Genomic DNA, 22,364 nt, shown 5'->3' on the forward strand with positions numbered 1-22,364 from the left:
ATAATACAGAAACGAGGTGAAATCAATCGGAAAGTTGAAGTATTACGAGAATACATCAAGTCAGGTTTTTAGCACAATCTTCAATTTGTAGTTGAGATATAAAATTCTTTGCCCAAACTTTTTATGATTACTAACGCAGCAGAACCATCTTCTTCGAGCTTAAATATTTCTCAGCAATAAGTTGATAAATATAAATGCCACTCACAAGTTTCGATGCATCTCCGCCGGAGGAAGGTCCTCTTTTTGCGAAAAATTAAACTTCATACCTGTCTGCCGGACAGGCAAGGCTGGAATGACAGTATCTCTCTTCCATTCTTTTGTAAATGAAATTGATAAAAGAACTCCAGGCTTCAACCCAACTATCAATTAAAATTTGGCTATCCAAAAGATTCCTTCGGAAAAGCCAATACTCTCTTTCTTTTTTAAGAGGCTGTCTCAATAGGTTCTCTCAAGATATTTCATTCCCGGAAATATTTTACTCTATTTGGTTTTCGAGCTTGCCTGCTGCAAAAAAGTTTTTTCTGATGGAATCAGAAAAATTATCGAGAAAACATTGCTTGTGAGACAGCCTCAACAAAACTGAATTTTATTTCATCAATAACATCTTCTTCGTATCAACAAAAGTTCCATTCTGTCCGTTCGCTTTCAATTGATAAATATAAGTTCCAGATGGCAAATTGCTTGCGTTAAAATTAATTCTATGATAACCAGCTTCAAGTGATTGGTTAACCAAACTTGACACCAACTCACCAATTACATTATATATTTCAACTGAAACATTACTCACCACAGGAATTGAGAATTCAATCGAAGTTGAAGGATTAAAAGGGTTCGGGTAGTTTTGCATCAGTACAAAATTTTGTGGTGAGCCAATCTCTGCAAAAACTTCATTGCTGTATTCAACTGTTCCATCAAAATCAATTTGTTTCAAACGATAGCTGAATAAACCCATTGAAAGATTTGCATCAATGAATGAATAACTTTTTCTTTCTGTAGTAGTCCCAAAGCCGGGAACAAAACCAACTTCAATCCATCTTTCATCAAGAGGAGTTTTTCTTTCAACAGAAAACCCTGAATTATTTGTCTCAGTTGCTGTTGACCAATTCAAGGTAACTGAGTTTTCATTTGCTGATGCAATAAATGATGAGAGTTCAACAGGTATCATTGAAACTGCAAGTAAATAAGCCTGATATGCATCAATTCTACCAGCACCATATCTCGGATCTTTACCCGGAGTTCCTTTTTCAACAGCAGTAGTCTGCAAAATCATACTAACATCTGCTGGAGTTAAATTCGGATTGACTGATAGAAGTAATGCAGCAGTACCACAAACATGCGGCGTTGCACCGGAAGTTCCACTGAAAGAGGCGTAACCGCCATTATCAGAAGTTGTTGTTGTTCCGTTACCGGGTGCAGAAACATCTGGCTTAAGCAAACCAATTGAACCTGGCATAGTTTCGTAAGGATAATCCTGATATGCTAATGGCATCGGATAAGGATAACCCGGATGATTAATCTGAATATCCTCCCATGTTGCTGGTCCATAAGGTGAACTACTGACAATTAAATCCGTTGAAGCCTGTACATTACCTACACCAATAATTGAACTAAGACCTCCTGTTAAAGTCTGGTCAGGATGCAGCCAAGCTGGCGGTGAGTTTCCTGGTGCAGCTATATTAAATGGAATTGGTGCGCTGCCAAGGCTATTGCCATCATTACTGGTAGAATTCGTATGAACAACACCAGCAGCCAATTCAAAATCAGTCATCTGTCTGTGCATCGGATAATTCGGCTGTGGTGAAAAATACCACTTGTAACTATGCGAACTTGTAATTACATCAACGCCTGCAGCAACAGAATATTGAATAGCAAGCCATGAAGTTGATTCGCCGCCGAGCCGGCAATTAATTAATTTTGCATGCGGCGCAACACCTGTCTGTGTTCCGTTTGTACCATCACCGCAAATAATACCGGCAGTATTCGTTCCATGTGTACCGGATGGACCGGGATTATTATCATTATTTTCAAAATCCCATCCTATAAAATCATCAACATAACCATTTGCATCGTTATCTATTCCATTAACATCACCAGGATCAAATACCCAGGCAGAACCATTCCATATAATTACTTTGCCATTACTGTTCACATCTTCACCAAGGTTATGCCAAATCTGATTTATTAAATCAGGGTGAGCCCAGAAACAACCTGAATCATGATTTGCTGCAAGTACTCCTTGTCCACTATCGCCAGCAGCCCAGACAGCAGGTGCATTTATTAATACTAAACCGGGTTGTGGTGCAAGAACATTTTCGGGAGCTACTGCAACTGATTCTTCAGTCGGATCAATAACCAGTGATTCATCATACTTTACATCATATCTTATTTCTGCAATTTCATCAAAGTTCTCTGCAAGATTATATATGACAGAGGGGACAGCAGAAAATATAATGGTATTTGCTGCCCAGAGGATATCAATTTTTGTAACAAGATTTTGCCTTTGAGCTTCTACAAGATAATTACGGATATTTTGCTGCTTAATCTCTGCATACTCTCTCAAGATTCTCACTACTTCTTTCTGTCGTTCTTTTTTGGGGAGAAAGGCAGTTTCTTGTTTTAAATCTTCATAAGAATATTGATCTTTCAGTGTAGCATAAACATCAATCATTTCATTGTTTGCGGCGTCAAGCAAAACAGTCTGAAGATACGGATTTATTCTGGTCGATTGTGCTTGGACATTTGAGATTCCAACTAAAATAATTGAGAGAAGAAGACTGGTTAAAATTTGCCTCATAACTATTCCTAATTTTTTTGAATAAGTAGTTGTTTATTAAAAGTTAATATGTCTTTTTTTTTTGGTAATGTCAACTCAACAGAGAAAACATTTAGGAAAATAAAAGCTGATTGTAATTAAAAAATTTGAAACCTCTTTAAATTTTAATAATATTTGAAAATGAAGCAAAAAGTGCTAAGTTATACCAAGTAAAAATCTTCCACCAAAAGGTTGATTGTATGGAAAGAATTATCACTTTAGCCCATTTTAAAAAATTTCTCATTCTTCTCGGATTTCTATTTCTTTTAGGAATTTATTTGCCAAAAATTGTCTCTGATAGCGGAGAAAAAAATCTTTATGTTCATCAAGCATCTGCCTTTATGCACGGACAATTGAATATTGATCAAAACCTTCAGGACGTTGCAGTTTATAAAAGCAAGTATTATGTACCGTTTCCACCTTTCCCTGCCGTACTGTTGTTACCTGTTGTAGCAGTCTTTGGGGTGTCTTCTACGAAAGTTATGCTCGTAAGTTTAATCCTTAGCCTACTCAACATTTTTCTTCTGTTAAAAATTCTCAAGCGACTTGAAATTGATTCCCAATACATATACTGGATAGTTGCTGCTTTTTTTCTCGGAACCGCTTACTTATCTTCTTCGTTACGAAGCTCCAGCGTATGGTTCTTTGCACACATTGTAGCAGTTACTTGTATGTTACTAGCACTAAATGAAGTTTTATGGAAAGGTAGGGGATTATTAGCAGGCTTGTTTCTCGGGATGGCATTTTTATCCAGGCAAATGTCTATCTATGCTCTATTCTTTCTTCTAATAGTATTGATCGATAGAAATTCTTTAAAATCATTCAAATGGAAAGCAAGTAACATAATTGCATTCTTTTTTTCCTTAGGGTTGTGTTTTAGTTTATATCTTTTATTCAACTGGATACGATTCGATAACATTTTTAACACTGGCTATTCATATATCGCTCTTCCAGGTTTCCTCAACGAACGTGTAGCAAGATATGGATTATTTTCACCGGTATATATTCCGTTTAATTTATTATACATGTTTATACAAGGATTTCATGTAGAGTTCAGCTCTGCAACTCATTTGAGTGGTATTACAATGGATCCTTTCGGCACTTCAATTACATTTGCAAGCCCTTTTGTTTTCTTTGCCTTCTGGGCTAAATGGAAAAATAAATTACTGTGGGGCGCCTGGATCTCTATTAGTCTGATGATAATTCATACGTTACTTTATTACAATAACGGCTACGTGCAAGCTAATACACAAAGATTTTCATTAGACTTTCTGCCCATTATTATAATATTAGTTGCACTTTCATTAAAGAGTATACCGAAAAATCTGTGGAAAGCTTCGGTTGTTTACTCAATAATTATGAACGTCTTAGCTTTATCAATTATTTTTTTAGGGACAATGGGATTTTAATAGTAATATTTCTTATTGAACTATAAAGGATACAAGTGAGGGTTTAACCTGAAAATTCTTTATAAAGATTTAGGCATTATTAATTTTTATATTAAATAAAAACAGTAAGATTGAAGCAACTAAATATTATAACTATTATTCAGTTAGTAATATATTGTTCAACTTTTCAACGGAAGCATTTACTTTTTTACTTTCTTCATTTGTTAGTTTCAGCTTTTTTATTTCCAGATATTCCCCGAGTGCCTCAGTATATAATCCTTTCTCATAAAAAATATCGGCAAATAAAATTCTATACTTTGCAATTTTTTTCGTGTCAGGATATTTCCGATAAGTTTCATTTGCAAAAATTATCGCTGATTCTTTCAAACCACTGCTGGCAAGTTCGGTTGCTCCGTTTAATCTTTTAATACCAAAATCATTTTCTCCAACATTAATAACTTTTTCATCTTCTTTTTCGCCGTAAGTTGCAGTAGTATTCGAGGGACTTTTTCCGTTTGTTTTCGGTGCATTAATCATATTCTCCATTGCAAGTGCAAGAAGTAATTCATCTGTGCTCATTTTCTTAATACTTCCAACTGATATTGCGGATAATTCTTTCAACATTACAGACTCATCCTTACCAACTAATTTTACTGATGAGTTTTTTCCTGTGGAAACAAAAGCATCAGCATTGATTATTGTTCCCTCTTTTAATTTTATCCATTCTTCTGCTGTACCGGGTTGATAATAAACATCTCCTTTCAGATTCAATGCTTTGTATTCTTGTGCGAAGATAGAAGGTATAAAAAAAACAAACATCAAAATAATTTTCATTTCACTTTCTCCATTAATAAACATCTATAATTTCAACTTTACCTTTTGCTATTCCAAGTTCGTCAATAGCATCATGATTAAATTTTTTTACTCCGATATTCCATGCTTCATCGAAGTTTGTAAGTGATGTAGTTTCAACAGGGATCCAGACCTGATCAATTCCTTTTTCATTTTTCCTGATAAAATATTTGGAATCATTGGATGTAATCAATCTTGCTTGTGATGGGGATAGATCTGTGTTGATTAAAACATTTACATGTCTTAAACCACCATCAGCTTTATAATCAACAAGAGCTGTTTGTACTCCAACGCTTTCAAGTAACGATGAATATGCAACACTCAGATCATCACAATCGCCGCCTTTTAGTTCAACTGTTTGTTCCGGGAACTGAACAAATTCAGCGCTTGCTCTTGGATCTGATATATAAATCAGACTCTTCACAAAATCATTAAAAATAAATTTGGATTTGTAGAATGAAGATAGTTCTGACGGTATTGTGTCGAGGATCGATTTATATTCGCTTAAAATATTCTTTGAATAATTCATAGAATAATCAACATCTCTCATTATAAAATATCTTAGATTTGAAACATTTCCATCCCAGCTATTCATACCATTAATTAATGCAGCTTTCTGCAATGTTGCATCTGTAACTTCTGAATATTCGCCAAGATAAAAATCTGCATACGAAAGTACTGGCTTATCGTTATCATACTTGTCCGGAATAATAAGAAAGAATGGAACCATTACAGTGTCGCCGGGGGAAATCATTTGCGGTGGTGATTGAATTCTGTTTTCTGTAACACCTTCAATACTTACTGAAGGAATGACGCTGACAGTCTCATCTGAAATATTTACAACTTTTCCATAAGCAAACGGTTGTTCTAAATATTTATCATAGAACACGGGATAAATGTCGCGTATTATTTCAACATCAACCAGCTCAACTTTTTTCTCCGGCGTACCGCTGATTTTCAAGGACACACTTAAAATCAGTTTATCAAAGCTGTAGCCATTGTTAATAATATTATTAACTCCCTCCTCAGCAAATTTTGAATACCCGGCGTTTGAACTTCTTTCAGAAAAATATTTAACTCCACTTAATAGTATTTCATAAAGTTCTGTCCTGTAACCAATAGCTGGAATGATTCCTGCAATATATGGATGCTGGTATTTGTCATGAAACATTGTTAAACCATAAGAAAAATTATTTACATGACCGGTTGTGCTTACCTGAAACGAACCAGATGATTCGTAAGTAAAGTGAAGGTTCAATTGTTCAAATGGCAAATAGCTGCCAATAATTAAAGCTCCGGTTTTTTCTTCCATTTGAAATCCCGAGAATTCTTCTGTTTCAGGATTTTCACCAAAATTTAATAAATTGATTGAAGCCAATCTGAACTGAAGTTGATTATTCAAAATAAAGTCAATGCCAAGATCTGCTTTCCAGAAATTAATATTTTCATTAAGCGTTTCTGTTACAAGATAAAGAGTATCTCCATAAACCGGTTTGATAATCTGTTGATTAAAATCCTCATCAAAAAAACGAATTGTTAACCCAGCGTTAAACCGTTCATTAAATTTATAAGAATAACCGAGCCCGAATAGCTCTTTGTAAGTATAACTTGCTTCGAGAGACTGGGTAGTTGTATCGTTAATTATTATAGATTCTCCAGTCGCAAAAAGAAATTCCTTTTGATATCCCGGCGTGTATCTTGCTGATAGAGTATGATTATCGATTCTTTTGACAAGTGAAAGAAGATAGAGACTTGTATTTAAATCAAGCTCAGAATTATCAGTGGTTAAATCATCGGTGTAAGTTGCCGGTAAAGTTTTTTTGGCAAACTCAGCACCGTATTGTAAGGAAATTCCCCAATCTTTAATCCCGAAATAATTTGATGAATTGCTTTCATAATTGTAAAAAGGTATTGATAAAGATTCCTGTAATCCCCAGTAACCAGCTAAACCAAACGAACTTTGAGGTAATATTTTAAAGTTGAATAACATGACCATAGAAAAAATTATTATTATTAATCTCAAGGAATCTCTACTACTATACTGTGAATGCTTTGTGATGATATTAATAATTCACTGTTTTCCTTCCTGTGATAATTTTCAATGCTGCGAATGAAAGTGAAAACAATTTTTTCAAATCTCTCTAAAGGAAGTTCATTAAAGAATCGTTTTGGAATTTTCATATCACCATCATCATGGGTTCTCATTTTGTAAATCGGAATTGATTGCTGATGTCCTGGTTTCATCAAGCCTATTATTATCGTAACTTTCCTCTCACCTTCGCCATTCCAACTTAATGCGGCTTCAAGATTTTTGTTGATCTTACTTCCATTCAGACTAACATTTCCGTTTATTTCAAGTGGTGTTTCAATTATTGAAGTAATAATACCGCCGGGACCAAGCAGATCAAATTCAAAACTTACAGTAGAATTATAGTCGAAATAAAAAGGATCCGGAAAGCCGTTGAAAAGATTATAAAGCTGATATTTAAATCCGAGCAAAGTATCCTTCATTTCACCGTCATCTCTGTACTTGATTCTGAAAGGAACGATGTGAGCTTCAGTTCCATTAAATTTTATTGAGCCGGGGACGATTGTTTTATATGCCAGTAGTCTTCCGTCAGAATATTTTATTGGTTGTGTTTTATTAAAAAACATTGCCTGAGCCAAAGATAATTCGTGTGTCTGATTACCACTCGTAATTTTAATTCCGCTAACTGAAATTAAATTGGTAATTCTCGAAATATCCTGTGTAATTCCTGATGTATCCGCACCACTTGTGTAATACTGATTTTCAGGATCTTTATTCAGTAGTTCAATCTCAAAATCATCAGTGGTGTCGTCAATTAGTTGAGTCGGTGCAGGTTTGTCACAGTTATTCAGAGTAAGAATACTTAGTAGAATTAAAATGTAACCAAATAATTTTTTCATAACAGTTAAAAATTATAATTGAATTTTTTTAATAGCAATCCGATTTTTATTTATTCCCTGCAAATAAAATCTCCCCCTCCCGCGTTAAAAGGAGGGGGATGTGGAGAGGACGTGTGCAGGGAAGCTCAATTCCTCCTAATCAGTTTATGGATGAACGAAATATGGAATACCCCATGATTCTGCCTCGACAGGTGCAGCGTCATCTAAAATAACCTGCTGAGGTAATGCATTTATTATTGCATGATAAAATCCGGGCCATTGATGTGTTCTGAAAGTCTGCTCATAAACTTTATCGAAACCGTTTCCATTTGGTGTAGATGAAACCAATTCGAATAATTTCTTTACTCTGTGTTTAATCCACCTGTTAGCACCCCAGGTTAAAGAAACAAAATCATCTTCTTCAAAGGCACTGTATAATTTAACTCTTACTTTTACTGAATCGCCATGTCCGAGAATTGGAATTTTGTGCCACCATCCCCAACCTCTTTTTAAATAGTAATTGTTCGGAGCATCTATTGATAAAGTATCGCCGTTTGGTAAAAAGATATTCATTTCCTGGATATCGATATTCGGGCTTTGTGTTCCACCTTCCGGTAATGAAATAGCGGCAAGAATCCAATTTTTTCTAGGATATGGAGTGTGAGCAATCTTTCTAAAAATTAAATTGCGAGTAACTATTGCAGTAAAAGATTTATTAATTATTGTATCGGGTTCAATTGCATTTGAATCGTAAGATGCTGCAATCATTAATATTCCCTCAAAAGTTTTCGTGAGTGTACCATAAGCAACGGTATCCTGGAAATCAATACTTAAGGTTCTATTCACAAGTCTCATTTTCTGACCAACTCTGAAAGGATAAATTTGTGTGGTAACTTTCCCCAGAAAATCCATCAGACCTTCTTCATCATAATTGTAATCAAATGAAGTAAGTGAAGAATCTTCGTCCACCATTTTTTCCAAAGCTTCACGATCAGTTTTCGGTTCAGTATCATCCGGATCGATTATCATTTCATCCTGGCATCTGACAAACAGTGCGATCATCATCAAAGCAAAGAATGCCATAATGTATCGGTGAAGGTTGCTTTGTTTTTTCATTTTAAACTCCTTAAAAATGTTTAGTAAATGATTATTTATTTTCCCGTTTCCTCTCATTATCTGGAATTAGATAAATAAGTATTGTGCCAATGCCGGTTAATTTGTTAAATCATTTGCTTACAAGGCATTAAAAGGAAAGGATTAATTTCCATCTGCATGGAAAACAATGGAGAATGCATGAAATCCCAACTTTGTGCAGGATTACAGAAGGAAGAAGAGAACTATAAAACAAAAAAGGCGACCGTCCGATCGCCTTTAAAAAACTGTTGAACACAATATTTAAAGCATTAAAATTTGATCACTTTAATAGCACCATCTTCTTCACATTTGCAAAGTCATTGACATTCAAACAGTAAATATAAATTCCGCTTGCAAGATTATTTGCATCGAAGTTTACCTCATACTTTCCAGCTACTTTTTCTTCATCAACCAATATTGCAACTTCTGCACCGAGTATATCATAAACTTTCAAAGTAACCATTCCTTCTTTCGGTATTTGAAATTTTATTGTAGTATTTGGATTGAATGGATTCGGATAGTTTTGTTCAAGTGAATATGATTCAGGAAGTTCTGTTCCGTTGAAATTTATACGCTGGTAATTATGCTTGCTCAATTCTTCACCGCTGTTCTGAACATTGCCAAGATGATATTCTGCTTCGCCTGCTACTGTTGTTACCAATCGTAGAAAATAATTTCCAGATGCAATGTTGCTGCAATCTACCTGATATGATACATTTGCATATTTATCAAGATATTCCTTCGTATATGTAATGTTATCAAATGTTCCTATTACCTGCCCCGACTGGTTATTTATCAACTCAACCTTGAAATTTACCTCGTCTTCTGCCGTTAGTGATGTATCTGCAAGACTGTCATTCAATACATAATAAAAATCAGTGAAATAAAATTCTGTTGATGCTGATAGATAAAACGGAACTGTCTTTACTACTGTGTTGAGTTCTTCTGCTGATGAATACAATATCGTATCTGGCTGTTCAATGAATTTAATTACACTGTCGCCTACAATTATATCCCCAATATTAAAAAGAAACTCAACTCCATTCTTATATATTACTCCTTCTCTTCCATAGCTTAGTTCGATTAGTTCACCAGCTTTGTTTAAACCACTTCCGCCAGAAAATTGCTGATTAAAGTCAGTTGTTACTAATGAAAGCATATATGGAAGTTGTGTAATTGTAAAAACAGTTCCTTCAATATTATCTATTGACGTTCCGTTGGAAACCTGATTCTGCTTTCCGTTATGGCTTAGTGAATGTGCGTCTGTGTAACTGCCGTTTACTCTTCTAACCCATTTGCTTAAAAAGTTAGGACTGCTTCCTTCGCTCCACGCAATTATACTTTCTTCGTTGAGCGTGCTGCTTGTTGAATTATTGTTTGTTGTTACTGCATTGTAACCTGCTTTGAAGAATGAACTCCAACTGTTGTCCTTTGCTCTTCTTACAACAATTTTGGACGTTGGTGACTCACCTTCAACTTTATTTACTTCTCCGCCTCCCGGATCAGTGTAATTGTAGCCAACCCAGCTTACTACCGGATAGTTATTTTTTACAAGGCTTATTGAGGGTGAGTAGTTATTTGTGTAGCCGCAGCCGGTAGATATTATTGCATAGTTGATATAATCAGCAACATAGTTATTAAAAAATGCTAAAATATACCTTATACCAAGTGAGTGCTGATAAACTACGTGGATATTATTTGATATACCAACAACACTTGGGTTACTTGAATATGAAGTTGTATTTGGTATCGGATCTTCAGCACCCCATTGCCAGTTACCCCCAAAATTCCATTTTGTTTTTTGATAAAGACCGTCCGTCGTATTTTTTCTGTATGCTACATAGAGCAGAATACTATTATATGCAATAACCGGTTTTGCATTGCCAAAATAAGATAGCGGGTAATACAACACTTCTTCTGCTTCACTAAAAATATAATTCCCATTCACATCAGGGATAAAAGTTAAAAGATAAATAGCTGCTTCTTCATTAAGAGCTGTTTCAAAAACTATTTTTATTTTGTTCCCTTCAAAATCAATCGAGGGATTTTTACTAATATTACCAATAGTATTCGAAATACAGATATCCTGACGCCACTGACCATTAAAATTTGTTGTTAAGCTATGTGTGTACCAAACCTCTCCCATAGATTCATATACACAATGGTAAATTCCATTATCTGTTCTTACAAGCTTACGTTGTGAGCCGCTGCTTATTCCGTTCTGGTCGCTGCTCATTAGCTGCCCTTTAAGGTTTGCATAAACTGTTGCACCTGCAGTTGTAAACACAACCGCTTTCTGGTCGTAGCCTGGTGGGTTTGAGCCAACCTGTTGAAGCGAAACGCCTCCCGAAGTACTCCAATTCTGAAAATAAAAAGTTCTTGTACCACTTGAACCGCCTAAATTTTTTGTTTGTGTCAAAGGTGATTGAACTGAATAGTAAGGATTGTCAGGAGAAACTTCTAGATTTAAAAATATACCACCATAAGAGGTTGATGAATTATTATACATTTCCACTGGTGAAGGATATGAATTGAATACATCAGACTGGAACCAATTTTCTTCACCATCTTTATAATAATACCAGGGATCGTTAAAATTAATATCAAGCCCTGAAAACTCAATTCCATCAACAAAGGTTTTTATTGAGGCAGGTTCGGTTGATTGGAATGTTGATTTCATCTCAAGAGGAGTTGTAGCTTGCATTAAGAAAGAATGGTTTAATTCATAAGCAGGGTCTTGAAGAAGTTCAAATACCCATCTGTGATGCTTTTCTGTTTTTCCTGAAGGATTCCAGTCAACCAGAAAAGGAAGTTCGTCTGTTCTTATTGTATAGTTGTTCCCAAATATTAAGTCACGATTGTCACCTGATGAAATCGGGTCTGAGTGGTTTTCATTAATAATTAACTCTCCATAATTTTCAGAAGTTTCGATATGGTTTATAAAAGTTACCTCTTCAGGATTTACTGTTATTACTTTTGTTGCAAATACATATTCGTAGGTATCGTTATCAATTACCACCACTTTTAATTCAATATCATTATCCGGCATTGTTAGGTTGAATTTATATTCGTCATCATAAAAGATGTAGGAATGACCATAAATATTATAATAAGTTTCATGAGGAAGTGTAATGCTTCAGACGGAAATGGAATTTCCTAAATTTGTATTAATGTAAACAGAAAGGAAAATTTCAATGTCCGAAACAAAAAGAGAAAGAAAATTTTATTCACCTGAGCAGAAAGTTCTTATTCTTAGAGAACTTCTTGAAAACAATATTCCCATCAGCCAGCTTGCAGAAAAATACTATGTTCACCCCAATGATATATATAACTGGAAGAAAAAGCTTTTTGAAGGAGCAAAAGATATTTTTCAAACAAAAGCAGTAAATAATAAACAAACTACTATTGAACAAAAAAAGATAGAAAAACTTGAATCTAAACTGAGAGACCGGGATGAAGCAATTGCTATTCTGCTTAAAGAAAACATAGATATAAAAAAAAGTATAGATGGGGAAATATGACCGGGCAATGGGTTGAACCGGATATACGAGATAATGTAATTGATTTTATAAATCTCATCAGAGCTAAGGCTGATATTTCTCTTAAAGGAATGATTCGCCTTATAGGAATAAATTACAGTAAATATTATTCCTGGATTGATAGAAAAGGAATCTCTAATAACCATAACGGTAAAACTCCCAGAGGGCATTGGTGCCTTGATTGGGAGAAAGAAACTATTATCAGTTATGCTAAAGATCATCCGGGTGAAGGTTACAGACGGCTTACTTATATGATGATTGATGATAATGCTGCTGCTGTATCTCCGGCTACTACTTACAGAGTTCTTAAAGCAGCAGGGCTGCTTAACAGATGGAATAAAGTTAAACGATCTTCTAAAGGAGATGGCTTTAATCAGCCAGCAGCAGTTCATCAGCATTGGCATACAGATATTAGCTACGTTAATTATCACGGAACGTTTCTGTTTCTTATTTCTGTTATTGATGGTTACTCCCGATATATTGTTCATCACGAGCTTAGGCAGAATATGCAGCAATTTGATGTTCAGATAACCTTGCAGAGAGCTTTAGAAAAATATCCCGGTTATAAACCAAGAATTATTTCTGATAACGGTCCTCAGTTTATTTCCAAAGATTTTGCTGAATATCTGAAGCAAGCTGGATTACAGCACATCAGAACCTCTATTGCATATCCTCAGAGCAACGGAAAGATTGAACGTTACCACAGAACTATTCATCAGGACTGCTTAATGAAATCTTCTTTAATAAATCTTGATGATGCACGTAAACAGATTTCCTCTTATATTGATTACTACAATACTGAACGACTTCACAGTTCGTTGTTTTATTTAACTCCCGAAGATTTTCTGTTTAGCAGAGTTGAAGAAAAATTAGAGCTAAGAGAAATGAAACTTAATGAAGCCAAACTGAAAAGAATTGAGGTAAGAAATGTCAGTTGATTTTCTACCTTACTTAACTAACCAGAAATTCCATTTTCCGCTGAACCAATACAGAAGATTTTGTTTAACCTGTTGCCAGTTTCCGCTCGGGAAATTTCTGATAGACCAGGTGATACGGTAATTACCGCCTCCGCCATTAATATCTGCAATAAATTCAGACTGTTCATTATAATTTAAACTATTGACACCATTTAGGCTTACTATAAGAGATTGAGGAATATATGTTACTACACTAGTCACAATATTCCCCCAAGGGTATAAGCTCGGAGGAATCCACGCAACATCATGCATGGATCCATCGTATTTCATCACAAAATCTGGGGACCAATTCCCTGGTTGTACAACATCAGGCGGATATACAGTAACTTCGTACCCATTTAAGTAATTTCCATTTTGATCAACTTTGTATGTTTTAACTGAACTCTCCAAATTCCTCGGCATCTTAAAATTAATCGGTAAATAATTGTCATCTGTATCAAATGAAAAATAGTAAAACGTTTCATCACTGCATCCAGAGTATTCGTTTTCAGCGCTTGGATTGATTGGAAATGACTTTACTGGTGGATATTCGTTTACTTTTAAAATAAAAGGTTCAGGGTCTGTAGCTGCAAATTCATCCATATTGCCTTGAATTGGAGTATGAGGATCCTCACCAGCGTTACCCCAGCCTTTATCTAATAAATCATTACAAGTTGGACAAGGGTTTTGTGCAAATGTTACTATTGTATATGCTGCAATAATAATTATAGCATAATGAAAAGCGCCAAAGAATATTTTCGTGTACATTTTGTACCCCTTTCTATTTGTTTAATAATATGATATAAGCGGAATTATTTTTTAATCCCACTGCAACTGCAGTATTATTTTTCATTTTAACACTTCCCCAGATAATCGGGCTCTGAGGATCATAAGGTAATCCAATTTGTTCCCAGCTTACTCCATTAAAATGTTTCAATGTATTTCTGCCACCTGCTATTATGTAATCATTTGATGCATTTCCTCTGATAGAAGATATAAAGCCTCGGTAATAGGCTCCCGGGTTTCCTCCGATGAAATTTTCAGGTAAGGATGTTTCATAATTCCACTCATTATTCTTATATCTGAACAAAAGATTTCCACCAGTATAAATTGTATTATGTTCATCCAGCCATACTGTACCTAAAATCCCATAAAGTTTTTGGAATAGCTGGCTTTCATCTATTACCTCAGCATTTATCATTACTGAAAACTGATTGCCACTTCCTTTTAATACCACTCCTTTTACTTCTGACACATTTATCCCCGCCACATAAATCTCATTTCCATCCTTACTATATATATCAACAAGAGGAAATGATGTTCCACTTAGTATTTGTTGCCAAGTGCCGTTTTGATAATGTGCAATTTTCCCGTTATTGCCCACAATGTATAAATCATTACTGCTTGTTCCCCAGATTCTGTTTATTGACATTGCAACTGACGCAGGTAAACAGAACTGATTTATCTGATCGCCATTTTCTAATATGGCAATTTTGTCTCCAGAAGAACTCATCCAAATTTTTCCATCATCAAAGACATATATTGCTCTGGAAGGATATGGTGTACGACTTGTATCTCCACAAACTGTTGGGAAGTAAACTTTCTTTAATTTCCAATCATTTCCATTCCAGTGAATAACATTATATAGAATGGTTTGCCCAAGTGAATCCAGTACATAAATTTCGCCCACAGCATAGATGTTATTTGCATCCACAATTGCTACATCGTATAGTATGCTGCTGTTGCCGGTAAGCGGGTCTCCTAACTCAAATGTTTGGTAGCTAAAAATGTGCGAGGTTGTGTCAAGTGTTGTGGCTTGTAGCTGGTTGCTTGTGTCCAACTGTTCACTGCTTTCTACTACTGCAATAAAATTATATGTTTTGTTTGGCAGGAGAGAATCTATGTAGAGAAGTGAGTCTTGAGTATTGAGATTTAAGATTTGAGATTTTGTGTCGCCGGTTGGGTTGGTTTGATTCAGAGTTACGGTTGTCGGTAGTGGCAGGTTGGTTGTTGTTAAAGTTATCCACGCTTCTGTGCAGGAAACATCTTCAAGCTTAAGTGTTAGCGTTGGCTTTTCACCATCCGGTGGCGGTGGTTCGGTTGTGTTACAAGCCTGTAGTAACAAATTAAGGCTTATTATTAGTGCACCAAAAATTACCCGTTTCATTTTTCTCTCCCTTTATTAAAAACTATTAGTTGTTTAGTCCTAATTTAAAATTATACAGAGAAGAATACCACTAATATTATATAACAAAAATGATTCTGTTTATTTTTATTGGTTTTTATTCTAAGAATTAAAATACAACTTCTCTATAGGTAAAAGTGCGTAGAATATTTTACTGTAGATAGCATAACTGATAAAGTTTTCATTTTTATTCTCCCTTATTTTTTTGAATAATTATGTTATGTTTAGCAGGCAAATAAAAAGGCAGAATGATTCATTGAATTATTCAACCCAACCTTTATTATTTGCATTTTCTGAGTAGCGATGCTGCTACATCGCTACTCGCTAGTTTTATTGTACGACGGACTCATCTTATTATAACTCCTTTCTTTACTTTTTACCCATTGTTATTATGGCTTGTATTTCTTTCCACCCAACAGCAATGAGTATGTTATCTTTGACATCACAGGAAAGTAACCGGCCACTGTAGTACGGAAGTTCATTGTTAATGTAGTGTTTCCAATTCACACCATTAAAATGCGATATCAAACCGTTTGATCCGCTTACCAAAATATTATTGAGTTGGGTGCCCCGAATTCTATCCTTATAGATTTGTATAAATGTTAAGTCTTTTACCCAGCTTTCATTTAATGTTTTCTTATAATAAATACCGTCTCCTGCAATGAAATATTTTCTTGCTGCATTAAACCAAATTGAACTTAAGCTCCACGTTAAACCAACAACATTTATTTCAGTTACCAAAAGACCATCAATTTTGAAAATTTTTTTACCCTCATTAAAAAACTTATTTGATGCTACAGCCAGTATTTCCCATTCACCGGTTTTCTGATTATAATCTCCCCAAATGTCGTTTATGTTCAATTCCGTTCCACTTTCTATCCGGCTCCACGATGTGCCATTGTAGAAAACAATATTTCCATTATTTCCAACCACATACAGATTACGGCTGCTGCTTCCCCAGATTTTGTTTATCGACCACCCTGTTAGTATAGGAGAGATTGGCAGTTCAATAAATTTTTGACCATCATATCTTACAAATGCAGAAAACCAAATATCGTTTTGGTTAAATGCAAAAATTGTTTTAATAGTCCAAATATTTCCATCATATAAAATCCTTTTTAATTCCCACTGATTTCCGTCCCAATGAACTGCATTATACATTGTGTATCCATTCTGGCTTGTATCGGCAACATAAATTTCACCCACTGCCCAGATATTGTTTTCATTAATTATAGCAACATCGTAAAGCACACTGCTGCCTGCTGTACCGCCAAAAGTAAAAGTTTCAAATGTAAAATTGTGGCTTGTGGTGTCCATAGTTGTAACGCTCAACTCATTACTTTTTACTTCTGCTTGGTTGTATGACTGTATGGTTGTATGAAACTTATATGTTTGATTTGGTAAGAGGGAATCAATGTAGAGAAGTGAGTCTTGAGTATTGAGATTTAAGATTTGAGATTTTGTGTCGCCGGTTGGGTTGGTTTGATTCAGAGTTACGGTTGTCGGTAGTGGTAGGTTGGTTGTAGTTAGTTCTATCCACGCTTCGATACAGGATACATCTTCAAGTTTTAACTCAAGCGTTGCCTTCTCACCGTCGGGTGGTGGAGGATCGGTTGTGTTACAAGCCTGTAGTAACAAACTAAGGCTTATTATTAGTGCACCAAAAATTACCCGTTTCATTTTTCTCTCCTAAAAACTATTAGTTATTTAGTCCTAATTTAAAATTATACAGAGAAGAATACCACTAATATTATATAACAAAAATGATTCTGTTTATTTTTATTGGTTTTTATTCTAAGAATTAAAATACAACTTCTCTATAGGTAAAAGTGTGTAGAATATTTTACTGTAGATAGCATAACTGATAAAGTTTTCATTTTTATTCTCCCTTATTTTTTTGAATAATTATGTTAAGTTTAGCAGGCAAATAAAAAGGCAGAATGATTCATTGAATTATTCAACCCAACCTTTATTATTTGCATTTTCTGAGTAGCGATGCTGCTACATCGCTACTCGCTAGTTTTATTGTACGGCGGACTCATCTTTGTAATGCTTCAGACGGAAATGGAATTTCCTAAATTTGTATTAATGTAAACAGAAAGGAAAATTTCAATGTCCGAAACAAAAAGAGAAAGAAAATTTTATTCACCTGAGCAGAAAGTTCTTATTCTTAGAGAACTTCTTGAAAACAATATTCCCATCAGCCAGCTTGCAGAAAAATACTATGTTCACCCCAATGATATATATAACTGGAAGAAAAAGCTTTTTGAAGGAGCAAAAGATATTTTTCAAACAAAAGCAGTAAATAATAAACAAACTACTATTGAACAAAAAAAGATAGAAAAACTTGAATCTAAACTGAGAGACCGGGATGAAGCAATTGCTATTCTGCTTAAAGAAAACATAGATATAAAAAAAAGTATAGATGGGGAAATATGACCGGGCAATGGGTTGAACCGGATATACGAGATAATGTAATTGATTTTATAAATCTCATCAGAGCTAAGGCTGATATTTCTCTTAAAGGAATGATTCGCCTTATAGGAATAAATTACAGTAAATATTATTCCTGGATTGATAGAAAAGGAATCTCTAATAACCATAACGGTAAAACTCCCAGAGGGCATTGGTGTGCCTTGATTGGGAGAAAGAAACTATTATCAGTTATGCTAAAGATCATCCGGGTGAAGGTTACAGACGGCTTACTTATATGATGATTGATGATAATGCTGCTGCTGTATCTCCGGCTACTACTTACAGAGTTCTTAAAGCAGCAGGGCTGCTTAACAGATGGAATAAAGTTAAACGATCTTCTAAAGGAGATGGCTTTAATCAGCCAGCAGCAGTTCATCAGCATTGGCATACAGATATTAAGTACGTTAATTATCACGGAACGTTTCTGTTTCTTATTTCTGTTATTGATGGTTACTCCCGATATATTGTTCATCACGAGCTTAGGCAGAATATGCAGCAATTTGATGTTCAGATAACCTTGCAGAGAGCTTTAGAAAAATATCCCGGTTATAAACCAAGAATTATTTCTGATAACGGTCCTCAGTTTATTTCCAAAGATTTTGCTGAATATCTGAAGCAAGCTGGATTACAGCACATCAGAACCTCTATTGCATATCCTCAGAGCAACGGAAAGATTGAACGTTACCACAGAACTATTCATCAGGACTGCTTAATGAAATCTTCTTTAATAAATCTTGATGATGCACGTAAACAGATTTCCTCTTATATTGATTACTACAATACTGAACGACTTCACAGTTCGTTGTTTTATTTAACTCCCGAAGATTTTCTGTTTAGCAGAGTTGAAGAAAAATTAGAGCTAAGAGAAATGAAACTTAATGAAGCCAAACTGAAAAGAATTGAGGTAAGAAATGTCAGTTGATTTTCTACCTTACTTAACTAACCAGAAATTCCATTTTCCGCTGAACCAATACATCCGCTCGCACACCCTTGGGATGTTCTAAGAGGATTTGATTATTTAAGAGATCCACACGTTTGGCCATTAATTGGAGAGGGGAAACTGGAATTCTCCATTTACCGGGATGGCATTCTTTTATTTCAATTTGGTATTGATTTAGTTCATTACCCATTACCACCTCAGCCTTTGTTTGCTGATATCACATTTTATTTTACTGCAACTACGAATTTACTGGCTGCCTATACGAATGGAATCTACACGGAAATTTTGAATAACAGCTTTGTTAATTGTTGGGAATTGCAGGAAATGGAAAGAAACATTAGCAGTTATGTAAATAACATTGAACTCACCAATCTTGTTGGTGCCGATGTTGAATTTAATATTAAAACCACATTCAATAATGCAATAATGGGCTTTCCTTATAATGATGTGCAACTTGGTCAACCATATAATCCTGGCGATACTGCCCGATTGTGGCGTGGAGTAAATTACGGTATATCAACGACACATTCTAGTTATACAAAGAATGGAATCATTTGTAATTTTAGAAATTGGATTGGGTATGAAAACTTCTCAATATCAGCCATATTGAGAGTTTTAGCTGGAACCGATGAATTCAGATCAATGTACTATTCGACTATCCCACTTACTATAGCAAATAATCTTGAAGGAGGTAGTTCGAATAATGATTATGAAATTACCTGGCAAACACCTCCTATTACGCAGACCTGGCAATACGGAATACCATTTAATGCCTTGAAATATGAAGACCCTCGTAACGATATATATTCAGCCACTGCATCAGATCAATTCCAAGCATTAGGTACAACGTGGTGGTTCCATCACTGGGAAGGCGGTTCAAGCAATCCTATAAAATCAAACATACAGGTTACAGCAACAACAACTGTTACTGCTTTTTACAAAGGCCATCTTCACTCAAACGATCAGAACGGAATAAGCAGCGGCTCACAACGTAAGCTTATCCGTACCGATAATGGAATTTATCATTGTGTATATGAATCTATGGGAGAGGTTTGGTACACGCATAGCTTAACAACAAATTTTAATGGTCAGTGGCATCAGGATATCTGTATTTCGAATACTATTGGTAATATTAGTAAAAATCCATCGATTGATTTTGAAGGAAATAAAGTAAAAATAGTTTTTGAAACTGTTCTTAATGATGAAGCTGCTATTTATCTTTCAACTTATATCCCTGATGTGAATGGGAATTATATTTTTAGTGAAGCAGAAGAAGTGTTGTATTACCCGCTATCTTATTTTGGCAATGCAAAACCGGTTATTGCATATAATAGTATTCTGCTCTATGTAGCATACAGAAAAAACAGCAGTGATGGGTTATATCAAAAGAGTAAAGTTCTAATTGGGGGTAGCTGGCAATGGGGAACTGAAGGCCCGATACCAAATACAAATTCATATTCAAGTAACCCAAGTGTTGTTGGTGTATTGGTTCAGCGGAAAATGGAATTTCTGGTTAGTTAAGTAAGGTAGAAAATCAACTATCATTTCTTACCTCAATTCTTTTCAGTTTGGCTTCATTAAGTTTCATTTCTCTTAGCTCTAATTTTTCTTCAACTCTGCTAAACAGAAAATCTTCGGGAGTTAAATAAAACAACGAACTGTGAAGTCGTTCAGTATTGTAGTAATCAATATAAGAGGAAATCTGTTTACGTGCATCATCAAGATTTATTAAAGAAGATTTCATTAAGCAGTCCTGATGAATAGTTCTGTGGTAACGTTCAATCTTTCCGTTGCTCTGAGGATATGCAATAGAGGTTCTGATGTGCTGTAATCCAACTTGCTTCAGATATTCAGCAAAATCTTTGGAAATAAACTGAGGACCGTTATCAGAAATAATTCTTGGTTTATAACCGGGATATTTTTCTAAAGCTCTCTGCAAGGTTATCTGAACATCAAATTGCTGCATATTCTGCCTAAGCTCGTGATGAACAATATATCGGGAGTAACCATCAATAACAGAAATAAGAAACAGAAACGTTCCGTGATAATTAACGTACTTAATATCTGTATGCCAATGCTGATGAACTGCTGCTGGCTGATTAAAGCCATCTCCTTTAGAAGATCGTTTAACTTTATTCCATCTGTTAAGCAGCCCTGCTGCTTTAAGAACTCTGTAAGTAGTAGCCGGAGATACAGCAGCAGCATTATCATCAATCATCATATAAGTAAGCCGTCTGTAACCTTCACCCGGATGATCTTTAGCATAACTGATAATAGTTTCTTTCTCCCAATCAAGGCACCCAATGCCCTCTGGGAGTTTTACCGTTATGGTTATTAGAGATTCCTTTTCTATCAATCCAGGAATAATATTTACTGTAATTTATTCCTATAAGGCGAATCATTCCTTTAAGAGAAATATCAGCCTTAGCTCTGATGAGATTTATAAAATCAATTACATTATCTCGTATATCCGGTTCAACCCATTGCCCGGTCATATTTCCCCATCTATACTTTTTTTTATATCTATGTTTTCTTTAAGCAGAATAGCAATTGCTTCATCCCGGTCTCTCAGTTTAGATTCAAGTTTTTCTATCTTTTTTTGTTCAATAGTAGTTTGTTTATTATTTACTGCTTTTGTTTGAAAAATATCTTTTGCTCCTTCAAAAAGCTTTTTCTTCCAGTTATATATATCATTGGGGTGAACATAGTATTTTTCTGCAAGCTGGCTGATGGGAATATTGTTTTCAAGAAGTTCTCTAAGAATAAGAACTTTCTGCTCAGGTGAATAAAATTTTCTTTCTCTTTTTGTTTCGGACATTGAAATTTTCCTTTCTGTTTACATTAATACAAATTTAGGAAATTCCATTTCCGTCTGAAGCATTACACGGATAGCCGAGTACATCAATATCGGAAGTAACTTCATCATACTGATTATTACCAACTTCCATAAAGTTGTAGCCAAAGAGTGGTTCAGTGGTGCTGATTCTGCTAGCTACAACTTTATAATTTGTATTGCTGTTATCATCAATATAAAACCATATTTCACCATGAATAGCGACTATATTTTGAACTGATAAAACCAACAGAAAAAGTGTAATTGCTAAGATTTTCATTTTTTCTCCCTTATTTTTAATTGAAAAAATTTTTAGGTTTGTTCCACAAACAAAAAAGGTACA

General features: G+C 34.9%; 17 protein-coding genes and 2 pseudogenes. 6 read left to right on the top strand and 13 right to left on the bottom strand.

The features are described from left to right. Positions 1-586: 586 nt before the first annotated feature. Entirely contained in the window at positions 587-2,794 is a 2,208-nt protein-coding gene (locus HND39_07840; GenBank protein QKJ96202.1) for a S8 family serine peptidase, read from the bottom strand. A 218-nt stretch (positions 2,795-3,012) separates the two neighbouring features. Here HND39_07840 and HND39_07845 point away from each other — a divergent pair, with 218 nt between their 5' ends. Then, positions 3,013-4,221, top strand: coding sequence for a glycosyl transferase family 39 (locus HND39_07845; protein ID QKJ96203.1), 1,209 nt, complete (start codon positions 3,013-3,015; stop codon positions 4,219-4,221). Positions 4,222-4,356: 135 nt separating this feature from the next. Here the strand turns inward: HND39_07845 and HND39_07850 are convergent, their stop codons facing one another. From HND39_07850 to HND39_07870, 5 genes are all read right to left on the bottom strand, one after another. Next, a complete protein-coding gene (locus HND39_07850; GenBank protein QKJ96204.1) occupies positions 4,357-5,034 on the bottom strand; it encodes a hypothetical protein in 678 nt (225 codons plus the stop codon). Positions 5,035-5,047: 13 nt separating this feature from the next. Beyond that, a complete protein-coding gene (locus tag HND39_07855) occupies positions 5,048-7,048 on the bottom strand; it encodes a hypothetical protein (GenBank protein QKJ96205.1) in 2,001 nt (666 codons plus the stop codon). A gap of 23 nt (positions 7,049-7,071) precedes the next feature. After that, positions 7,072-7,980, bottom strand: a complete 909-nt coding sequence (locus HND39_07860) for a hypothetical protein (GenBank protein QKJ96206.1) — start codon at positions 7,978-7,980, stop codon at positions 7,072-7,074. Between the two features lie 144 nt (positions 7,981-8,124). Further along, on the bottom strand, positions 8,125-9,075 hold the full coding sequence (locus HND39_07865) for a hypothetical protein (GenBank protein ID QKJ96207.1): 951 nt from the start codon (positions 9,073-9,075) through the stop codon (positions 8,125-8,127). Between the two features lie 298 nt (positions 9,076-9,373). After that, positions 9,374-11,239: a T9SS type A sorting domain-containing protein gene (locus HND39_07870; GenBank protein QKJ97930.1), complete on the bottom strand. Its 1,866-nt coding sequence runs from the start codon at positions 11,237-11,239 to the stop codon at positions 9,374-9,376. A 1,048-nt stretch (positions 11,240-12,287) separates the two neighbouring features. Here HND39_07870 and HND39_07875 point away from each other — a divergent pair. Beyond that, complete coding sequence (locus HND39_07875) at positions 12,288-12,614, top strand: transposase (protein ID QKJ96208.1); 327 nt, start codon at positions 12,288-12,290, stop codon at positions 12,612-12,614. Then, on the top strand, positions 12,611-13,570 hold the full coding sequence (locus HND39_07880) for an IS3 family transposase (GenBank protein ID QKJ96209.1): 960 nt from the start codon (positions 12,611-12,613) through the stop codon (positions 13,568-13,570). Before HND39_07875 ends, HND39_07880 begins: the two co-directional genes overlap by 4 nt. Positions 13,571-13,579: 9 nt before the next feature. Here HND39_07880 and HND39_07885 read toward each other — a convergent pair whose 3' ends face one another. From HND39_07885 to HND39_07895, 3 genes are all read right to left on the bottom strand, one after another. Then, positions 13,580-14,356 (bottom strand): hypothetical protein, encoded by a 777-nt coding sequence (locus HND39_07885; GenBank protein ID QKJ96210.1) that lies wholly within the window; start codon positions 14,354-14,356, stop codon positions 13,580-13,582. Positions 14,357-14,369: 13 nt separating this feature from the next. After that, positions 14,370-15,755, bottom strand: a complete 1,386-nt coding sequence (locus HND39_07890; GenBank protein ID QKJ96211.1) for a glucosyl transferase — start codon at positions 15,753-15,755, stop codon at positions 14,370-14,372. A gap of 387 nt (positions 15,756-16,142) precedes the next feature. Beyond that, positions 16,143-17,453, bottom strand: coding sequence for a glucosyl transferase (locus tag HND39_07895; GenBank protein QKJ96212.1), 1,311 nt, complete (start codon positions 17,451-17,453; stop codon positions 16,143-16,145). A gap of 432 nt (positions 17,454-17,885) precedes the next feature. On the opposite strand from HND39_07895, the gene HND39_07900 reads away from it, so the two are divergent. Both HND39_07900 and HND39_07905 read left to right on the top strand, forming a co-directional pair. Next, positions 17,886-18,212, top strand: coding sequence for a transposase (locus HND39_07900; GenBank protein ID QKJ96213.1), 327 nt, complete (start codon positions 17,886-17,888; stop codon positions 18,210-18,212). Positions 18,213-18,301: 89 nt separating this feature from the next. Continuing rightward, positions 18,302-19,170: pseudogene (locus HND39_07905) on the top strand (IS3 family transposase). Positions 19,171-19,183: 13 nt separating this feature from the next. Here the strand turns inward: HND39_07905 and HND39_07910 are convergent. Next, on the bottom strand, positions 19,184-19,378 hold the full coding sequence (locus HND39_07910; GenBank protein QKJ96214.1) for a hypothetical protein: 195 nt from the start codon (positions 19,376-19,378) through the stop codon (positions 19,184-19,186). Between the two features lie 134 nt (positions 19,379-19,512). On the opposite strand from HND39_07910, the gene HND39_07915 reads away from it, so the two are divergent. Then, positions 19,513-20,709, top strand: coding sequence for a hypothetical protein (locus tag HND39_07915; protein QKJ96215.1), 1,197 nt, complete (start codon positions 19,513-19,515; stop codon positions 20,707-20,709). 13 nt (positions 20,710-20,722) lie between these two features. Here the strand turns inward: HND39_07915 and HND39_07920 are convergent. The 3 genes and pseudogenes from HND39_07920 to HND39_07930 all read right to left on the bottom strand — a co-directional run bounded on the left by HND39_07920 (position 20,723) and on the right by HND39_07930 (position 22,301). Next, a pseudogene (locus tag HND39_07920) lies at positions 20,723-21,590 on the bottom strand (IS3 family transposase). 89 nt (positions 21,591-21,679) lie between these two features. Then, positions 21,680-22,006 (bottom strand): transposase, encoded by a 327-nt coding sequence (locus HND39_07925; protein QKJ96216.1) that lies wholly within the window; start codon positions 22,004-22,006, stop codon positions 21,680-21,682. Between the two features lie 34 nt (positions 22,007-22,040). Continuing rightward, positions 22,041-22,301 (bottom strand): hypothetical protein, encoded by a 261-nt coding sequence (locus tag HND39_07930; GenBank protein QKJ96217.1) that lies wholly within the window; start codon positions 22,299-22,301, stop codon positions 22,041-22,043. Positions 22,302-22,364 lie beyond the last annotated feature (63 nt).

The organism is Ignavibacteriota bacterium (assembly GCA_013285405.1).
Lineage (GTDB): Bacteria > Bacteroidota > Ignavibacteria > Ignavibacteriales > Ignavibacteriaceae > IGN2.

Excerpts from the sequence above, each read along its gene's own strand:
- HND39_07850 (QKJ96204.1), bottom strand. The coding sequence starts at position 5,034 with ATGAAAATTATTTTGATGTTTGTTTTTTTTATACCTTCTATCTTCGCA.
- HND39_07865 (QKJ96207.1), bottom strand. The coding sequence starts at position 9,075 with ATGAAAAAACAAAGCAACCTTCACCGATACATTATGGCATTCTTTGCT.
- HND39_07930 (QKJ96217.1), bottom strand. The coding sequence starts at position 22,301 with ATGAAAATCTTAGCAATTACACTTTTTCTGTTGGTTTTATCAGTTCAA.
- HND39_07900 (QKJ96213.1), top strand. The coding sequence starts at position 17,886 with ATGTCCGAAACAAAAAGAGAAAGAAAATTTTATTCACCTGAGCAGAAA.
- HND39_07860 (QKJ96206.1), bottom strand. The coding sequence starts at position 7,980 with ATGAAAAAATTATTTGGTTACATTTTAATTCTACTAAGTATTCTTACT.
- HND39_07840 (QKJ96202.1), bottom strand. The coding sequence starts at position 2,794 with ATGAGGCAAATTTTAACCAGTCTTCTTCTCTCAATTATTTTAGTTGGA.
- HND39_07855 (QKJ96205.1), bottom strand. The coding sequence starts at position 7,048 with ATGGTCATGTTATTCAACTTTAAAATATTACCTCAAAGTTCGTTTGGT.
- HND39_07875 (QKJ96208.1), top strand. The coding sequence starts at position 12,288 with ATGTCCGAAACAAAAAGAGAAAGAAAATTTTATTCACCTGAGCAGAAA.
- HND39_07870 (QKJ97930.1), bottom strand. The coding sequence starts at position 11,239 with ATGGGAGAGGTTTGGTACACACATAGCTTAACAACAAATTTTAATGGT.
- HND39_07890 (QKJ96211.1), bottom strand. The coding sequence starts at position 15,755 with ATGAAACGGGTAATTTTTGGTGCACTAATAATAAGCCTTAATTTGTTA.
- HND39_07925 (QKJ96216.1), bottom strand. The coding sequence starts at position 22,006 with ATGTCCGAAACAAAAAGAGAAAGAAAATTTTATTCACCTGAGCAGAAA.
- HND39_07895 (QKJ96212.1), bottom strand. The coding sequence starts at position 17,453 with ATGAAACGGGTAATTTTTGGTGCACTAATAATAAGCCTTAGTTTGTTA.
- HND39_07885 (QKJ96210.1), bottom strand. The coding sequence starts at position 14,356 with ATGTACACGAAAATATTCTTTGGCGCTTTTCATTATGCTATAATTATT.
- HND39_07915 (QKJ96215.1), top strand. The coding sequence starts at position 19,513 with ATGGAAAGAAACATTAGCAGTTATGTAAATAACATTGAACTCACCAAT.
- HND39_07845 (QKJ96203.1), top strand. The coding sequence starts at position 3,013 with ATGGAAAGAATTATCACTTTAGCCCATTTTAAAAAATTTCTCATTCTT.
- HND39_07880 (QKJ96209.1), top strand. The coding sequence starts at position 12,611 with ATGACCGGGCAATGGGTTGAACCGGATATACGAGATAATGTAATTGAT.
- HND39_07910 (QKJ96214.1), bottom strand. The coding sequence starts at position 19,378 with ATGGGTAATGAACTAAATCAATACCAAATTGAAATAAAAGAATGCCAT.